This window comes from Novosphingobium sp., from assembly GCF_049240505.1.
Lineage (GTDB): Bacteria > Pseudomonadota > Alphaproteobacteria > Sphingomonadales > Sphingomonadaceae > Novosphingobium.
In genome coordinates, this window is sequence record NZ_JBMLSM010000168.1 from 1 (window position 1) to 5,359 (window position 5,359).

Genomic DNA, 5,359 nt, shown 5'->3' on the forward strand with positions numbered 1-5,359 from the left:
GTCAGCTTCAGCGATTCACCGATGCCCATCGCCTTGTCCTCCTTGTGGAGGACGCCAAGGTCGAACGCGGTAAGTGCAACCACAAGACCAAGGAAAGCCAGCCAGAACCACGCGGGCGTTCCCAGCCAGTCTGCGAAAAGAAATTCCATCTATCGTCTCCGCACCCCGCCGTGCCCGCAATGCGCGGGGAACGGCGGGGTTCCTCTATTTCACAGTGTTGCCAGAACCGCTTCGGGACGGCGCAGGAACAGGTGGGAGAGGCGCGCCTTCACCATCTGCTTCATCGCTGCGAGGCGCACGGCCTCGAACGGGTCGCGCGCGATACGCAACGCCGCGTCCAGCTTCTGGTGGCGTTCGAGCAAGCGGAAATAACGATCAGACATCAGGATAACCCTTCGAAAGCATTGCGATCGATCGGGGATGCCGCGCTTCAGGCCCACAGGCCCGGAAGGAGGGGGTACAAGACCCGGACCCAAAGCATCGGCATCACCCGATGCGGTCCGACATCACGAGGCGCTTTCCCGAATTGGCAAAAGCACCGCGCCAGAGGGGCCCGGTCCGCTCAGGTAAATTGGAGTGATTCGGTCTTTATTGCAAGTGAAATCGGAATCGCTTGCCGCCATCACTCGATTTGATATTAAATTGATATCAGATTTAAGGGGGTTAGTTCGATGGCTGATTCGAAAACGCATTCGGCAAGCGTGGAAACCTCGGCATGGTCTACCAATGGGTACGCCATGCTGATCCTCATGATCGTACTGGTGGTCCTGACAGCAGCGCGCGTGCTGGGCTTTGCCTCCAGCGAACCGGGCGAATCAGAGGTGCTATCCTTCCTCTCCACGATCTTTCTCGGCCCCGTGGCCATCGTGCTGATGGCGTCGGGCTTCTACATGATCCAGCCCAATCAGGCGGCCGCGATCATGCTGTTCGGGTCCTATCGCGGGACTGACCGCAACCACGGCTTGCGCTGGGTCTGGCCGTGGATGAGCAAGACCAAGATTTCCGTCCGCGCAAACAACGTCGTGTCCGAAAAGCTGAAAGTGAACGACCTGCGCGGCAATCCCATCGAAATCGCCGCCAACGTCGTCTGGCGCGTGTCAGACACCGCACAGGCGCTGTTCGACGTGGACGATTACAAGGCCTTCGTCTTCGTGCAGATCGAAAGCGCGGTCCGCTCCATCGGTTCGCGCTACCCCTATGACGATATCGAACATCACGAGGTTACGCTGCGCGGCCACCACGATCAGATCAACGCCGAACTGCGCGCCGAACTGAACGCGCGGCTGGTGCTGGCCGGGATCACCGTCGACGAATGCGGGCTGACGCACCTTGCCTACGCCCCCGAAATTGCCGGGGCCATGCTCCGCCGCCAGCAGGCCGAAGCCGTTATCGCCGCACGCAAGAAGCTGGTCGAAGGGGCGGTTTCGATGGTCGAACTCGCGCTCGATCAGCTTTCTGCCAAGAACGTGGTCGAACTCGACGACGAACGCCGCGCCGCGATGGTATCGAACCTGATGGTCGTGCTGTGTGGTGAGCGCGATACCCAGCCGGTCGTCAATACCGGCACACTTTACCAGTAAGCCAAACCCGTGGCAGCCGCTCCCAAGAAGGCTTTCCCGCTGCGCATCGATCCGGCGCTCTTCGCCGCGATCGAGCGCGCGGCGGCAGCCGACCTGCGTTCTGCCAATGCCCAGATCGAAGTGCTGCTGCGCGAGGCTCTGGCAAAGCGTGGCGTAAAGCTGGCCGATGCAGAGCCGGTACGACGGGGGCGCCCGCCCAAAGACTAACCTTTAGGCCAGCCGCCGGAACGCAAGGGCCTGTCAATCATTTCGCGCTATCCCGGCACCAAGAAAGCCGGGAGCGGATATGCGAATGATGAACCCTTTTGCCCTTCGTGAACGCCGCCATCATGGCCAGCGCCTTGCCGTGATGCTGCTCGGCGTCGCAGTTGTGGCTGCCATTCCGGCAACGGCACTATTTGCGCAGGGCAGCCAGCGCATGCCCTACACCGTCGTCGAAACCGGGCGCAGCTTTGCCGCCTTGCAGGATGCGGTGAACGCTATCGGCGAAGGGTCTGGCACCGTCCAGATCGAACCCGGCGTCTATCGCGATTGCGCGGTGCAGGGCGCGGGCGATGTCGGCTTTGTGGCCCAGGTGCCGGGGCAGACCGTGTTCGATGGCGCCGCCTGCGAAGGCAAGGCGACGCTGGTCGTGCGCGGCCGCTCCACCCGTGTCGAAGGGCTGATCTTCCAGAACGTGCGCGTGCCCGATGCCAATGGCGCGGGCATCCGGCTTGAGCGCGGCAATCTGACCGTGCGCCAATCGTGGTTCCGCGATAGCGAACAGGGCATCCTCTCTGCCGACGATCCCACCGGCGCGGTGCTGATCGAACAGTCCACGTTCAGCCGCCTCGGCCGCTGCGACCGGGGCCTGTCCTGCGCGCATTCGGTCTATTTCGGCGAATACGGCAGCGTCACCATCCGCCGCACCCGGTTCGAAGCCGGACGCGGCGGCCACTATGTGAAGACCCGCAGCGCCCGCGTGGACGTATCGCAATCCAGCTTTGACGATACCGGCGGCAAGACCACCAACTACATGATTGACCTCTCCGCCGGAGCCACCGGGCGGATCGCTGATAACGTCTTCGTCCAGGGGCCGGACAAGGAAAACCACAGCGCCTTCATCGCCGTGGCCGCAGAAGGCCGCGCGCACAGTTCCGCCGGGCTGCTGGTCAGCGGCAACGACGCCCGCTTTGCGCCGGGCGTGCGCTGGGGATCGGTCTTCGTGGCCGACTGGTCGGGCGATGCGATTTCCATCGGACCCAACGCGCTTGGCGGCGGACTGACCAAGTTCGAAAAGCGCTGAACTTGCCCTTGGCGGCCCCTGCCCCTACCTTAAAGGCGTGCTGAGCCGCCTTTCCCTGAACCTTGCCGGACGGATCTGGGCGCTTCTCCTTGCCCTGACCGTGCTGGCACATGCTACGGTGCCGTTCGAGGCACCGCTGCAGGCGCGCGCCGGATCGGCGTTCAGCGCGGCCACGGTGGATCTGGCGGTCGCCCCTGAACGCAAGGTTCAGGTGCAGCGCGCGATGGTGCCCATCACCCCGCCAAGACCTGTGATGGCCCCAGCGCCCGCAGCGCCGGTCATGGAGCGCGCCGAACACCTCTGGCCGCCCCAAACCGCGCCGCCTGCGCCAGCGCCGCTGCTGCTGCGCCCCGCGCCAAGGGCACCGCCCCTCACCTGAACTGCCGCTGCGTCCCGCTGGGCGCCGATCAAACGCATTTCAGGAATACAACAATGGCAAACAGTTCAACCATCACGGCTGCGGTGGACGCGCGCCGCGCGCATGTCGAGGCGCTGCTCACCGCCTATCCCGATGTCACCCCCGAAGAGCACGCCCTGCTGATAAACTGGTTCAAGCGCGAAGCCAGCGCGCTCGATGTGGCGCTGGTGGCCAGCAATCCGGCGGCGCAGCGCGGATACCGCAAGTTCCGCGCCGAACATGTCGATCGCTTTACCACGAAAGACATGGTTCGCGCGCTGCTGTTCGTGGCGGTCGTCGCCGGGCTGGTGCTGGTGACCGTGGCAGGCGCACCTGTCTAGGCCCGTATGGGCGGAGATCTTGTTGTAGGCAATTCTATCGTTTGCAACCACAACTCGTCATTGCGAGGAGGCGAAGCCGACGAAGCAATCCAGTGTTGGCCAAAACCGCTCTGGATTGCTTCCCCTCGCTACGCGAGGCTCGCAATGACGAACGCAAAAAGTGTGCGCTTGCGATCTGCTTTACCTGAGCAGATGCCCCGTCCGGTCACGCTTGGTTTCCAGATAGCGCTGGTTGTGCGGGTTGGCGGCAAGCTGATGCGCTACCCGCTCCACCACATCCAGCCCCAGCGCCTGCAACGTGGCCACCTTCTGCGGATTGTTGGTCAGCAGGCGCAAGCGGCGCACGCCCAGCAGATCGAGCATCCGCGCCGCCACCGGAAAATCGCGCGCCTCGCTCGGCAGGCCAAGGCGTTCGTTGGCGTCCACCGTGTCAAAGCCCTGGTCCTGCAATTCATAGGCGCGCAGCTTGTTGATGAGGCCAATGCCGCGCCCTTCCTGCCGCAGATAGAGCAGCACGCCCCAGCCGCCCGCATTGGCTTCCTCGGCCATGCGCGCCAGCGCCGCGTCAAGCTGCGGGCCGCAATCGCACTTCAGGCTGCCCAGCACGTCGCCCGTCAGGCATTCGCTGTGCAGCCGCACCACGGGCGGACGTTCACTGGTCTGCGTGCCCAGCACCAGCGCCACATGTTCGCGCAAATCGTCCCGCGCGCGGAACGCGATGATTTCGGCATGTTCGCAAGCGTGGACCGGCAGGCGCGCGCGCGCCTGAATGCTGATGTTCAGCGGGTCTTTGAACGCGGCCAGATCGGCGGTGGAAACCTCCGCCGCAATGTCCACCCCGGTCGAAATCATGAACGCGGGCAGGATACCCGCCAGACGCGCCATTTCCATCGCGGCGGTGGCGGCATCGTGCGCCACGATGGGATCGGCCTTGAACGGACCGCGCAAGGGACTGCGCAAATCCTCGGCAGGGTCGGCCAGATTGCGCGCGGCAGAAAGGCTGAACGGCTCCGCCCCGTGGATCATCACCGGCGCTTCCGGCACGGCGGCATCGCGCTGGTTGGCCAGCTTCAGCGTGGCGGCGCGCGCGGCGGAAATCAGCAGCCGCGCAGCATAGATTCCGGGCTGAACGAAAGCCGTCTCCGCCGGAAGCAGATCGAGCGCGCCCTCCGCCCCGGTCACGCGGATAGCCCAGCCGTGGCGCAGCGCGTCGAGCGCCCGCGCGACGTTCCGGCTTTCGCTCACAGATCCAGCTCGGTGATCAGCGGGATATGGTCGGAAGGCTGCTCCCACTTGCGCGTCTCTTCCACGAAGCGGTGCGAGCGGGTCTGCGCGGCGGCTTCGGGCGAGGCCCACATATGATCAAGGCGGCGCCCCTGATCCTTTGCCCGCCAATAGGAGCGATAGGACCACCACGAATAGTTGCGCTCCGGCGCAGGGATATGCTTGCGCCCTAGGTCCACCCAGCCATGCGCATCGGCAAAACGCTGCAACGTCTCCACCTCGATGGGCGTGTGGCTCACGACCTTGAGCAGCGCCTTGTGATTGTAGACGTCGCACTCCAGCGGCGCGATGTTGAAATCCCCGGTGATCAGCGTAGGCCGCTCGATCTTCTCCGCCCAGCGCGTCATCCGCTCCAGAAAATCCAGCTTCTGGCCGAACTTCGGGTTCACTTCCCGGTCGGCCACATCGCCGCCCGCCGGGATATAGACGTTCTCGACGATCAGCCCGTTGCCCGGCCCCAGCAGTTCGACGC

The 5,359-nt window shown here is 64.3% G+C and carries 8 protein-coding genes and 1 pseudogene; 5 read left to right on the top strand and 4 right to left on the bottom strand.

Translation table 11 applies throughout. From position 1 onward, the window contains the following. Both ACOVQ0_RS13295 and ACOVQ0_RS13300 read right to left on the bottom strand, forming a co-directional pair. Positions 1–149 (bottom strand): annotated as a pseudogene (locus ACOVQ0_RS13295) (TerC family protein); the annotation flags it as partial. 60 nt (positions 150–209) lie between these two features. Further along, on the bottom strand, positions 210–383 hold the full coding sequence (locus tag ACOVQ0_RS13300) for a DUF465 domain-containing protein (protein WP_421885204.1): 174 nt from the start codon (positions 381–383) through the stop codon (positions 210–212). A gap of 288 nt (positions 384–671) precedes the next feature. Here ACOVQ0_RS13300 and ACOVQ0_RS13305 point away from each other — a divergent pair, with 288 nt between their 5' ends. The 5 genes from ACOVQ0_RS13305 to ACOVQ0_RS13325 all read left to right on the top strand — a co-directional run bounded on the left by ACOVQ0_RS13305 (position 672) and on the right by ACOVQ0_RS13325 (position 3,603). Further along, positions 672–1,580 carry an SPFH domain-containing protein gene (locus tag ACOVQ0_RS13305; protein ID WP_421885206.1) on the top strand — a complete coding sequence of 303 codons (909 nt, stop codon included), beginning with the start codon at positions 672–674 and terminating at the stop codon, positions 1,578–1,580. Positions 1,581–1,589: 9 nt separating this feature from the next. After that, positions 1,590–1,787: a toxin-antitoxin system HicB family antitoxin gene (locus ACOVQ0_RS13310; RefSeq protein WP_421885208.1), complete on the top strand. Its 198-nt coding sequence runs from the start codon at positions 1,590–1,592 to the stop codon at positions 1,785–1,787. Positions 1,788–1,866: 79 nt separating this feature from the next. Next, the gene (locus ACOVQ0_RS13315) at positions 1,867–2,865 is read left to right on the top strand and encodes a right-handed parallel beta-helix repeat-containing protein (protein WP_421885210.1); all 999 of its coding nucleotides are present in this window, start codon (positions 1,867–1,869) and stop codon (positions 2,863–2,865) included. Between the two features lie 37 nt (positions 2,866–2,902). Next, positions 2,903–3,244, top strand: coding sequence for a hypothetical protein (locus ACOVQ0_RS13320; RefSeq protein ID WP_421885212.1), 342 nt, complete (start codon positions 2,903–2,905; stop codon positions 3,242–3,244). A 53-nt stretch (positions 3,245–3,297) separates the two neighbouring features. After that, positions 3,298–3,603, top strand: a complete 306-nt coding sequence (locus tag ACOVQ0_RS13325) for a hypothetical protein (RefSeq protein ID WP_421885214.1) — start codon at positions 3,298–3,300, stop codon at positions 3,601–3,603. Positions 3,604–3,783: 180 nt separating this feature from the next. On the opposite strand, the gene ribA is transcribed toward ACOVQ0_RS13325, so the two are convergent. Continuing rightward, positions 3,784–4,848, bottom strand: a complete 1,065-nt coding sequence (ribA, locus tag ACOVQ0_RS13330) for a GTP cyclohydrolase II (RefSeq protein WP_421885216.1) — start codon at positions 4,846–4,848, stop codon at positions 3,784–3,786. Next, positions 4,845–5,359: endonuclease/exonuclease/phosphatase family protein (locus tag ACOVQ0_RS13335; RefSeq protein ID WP_421885218.1), on the bottom strand; the 515-nt coding region annotated here is incomplete at its 5' end. The genes ACOVQ0_RS13335 and ribA, both read right to left, overlap by 4 nt.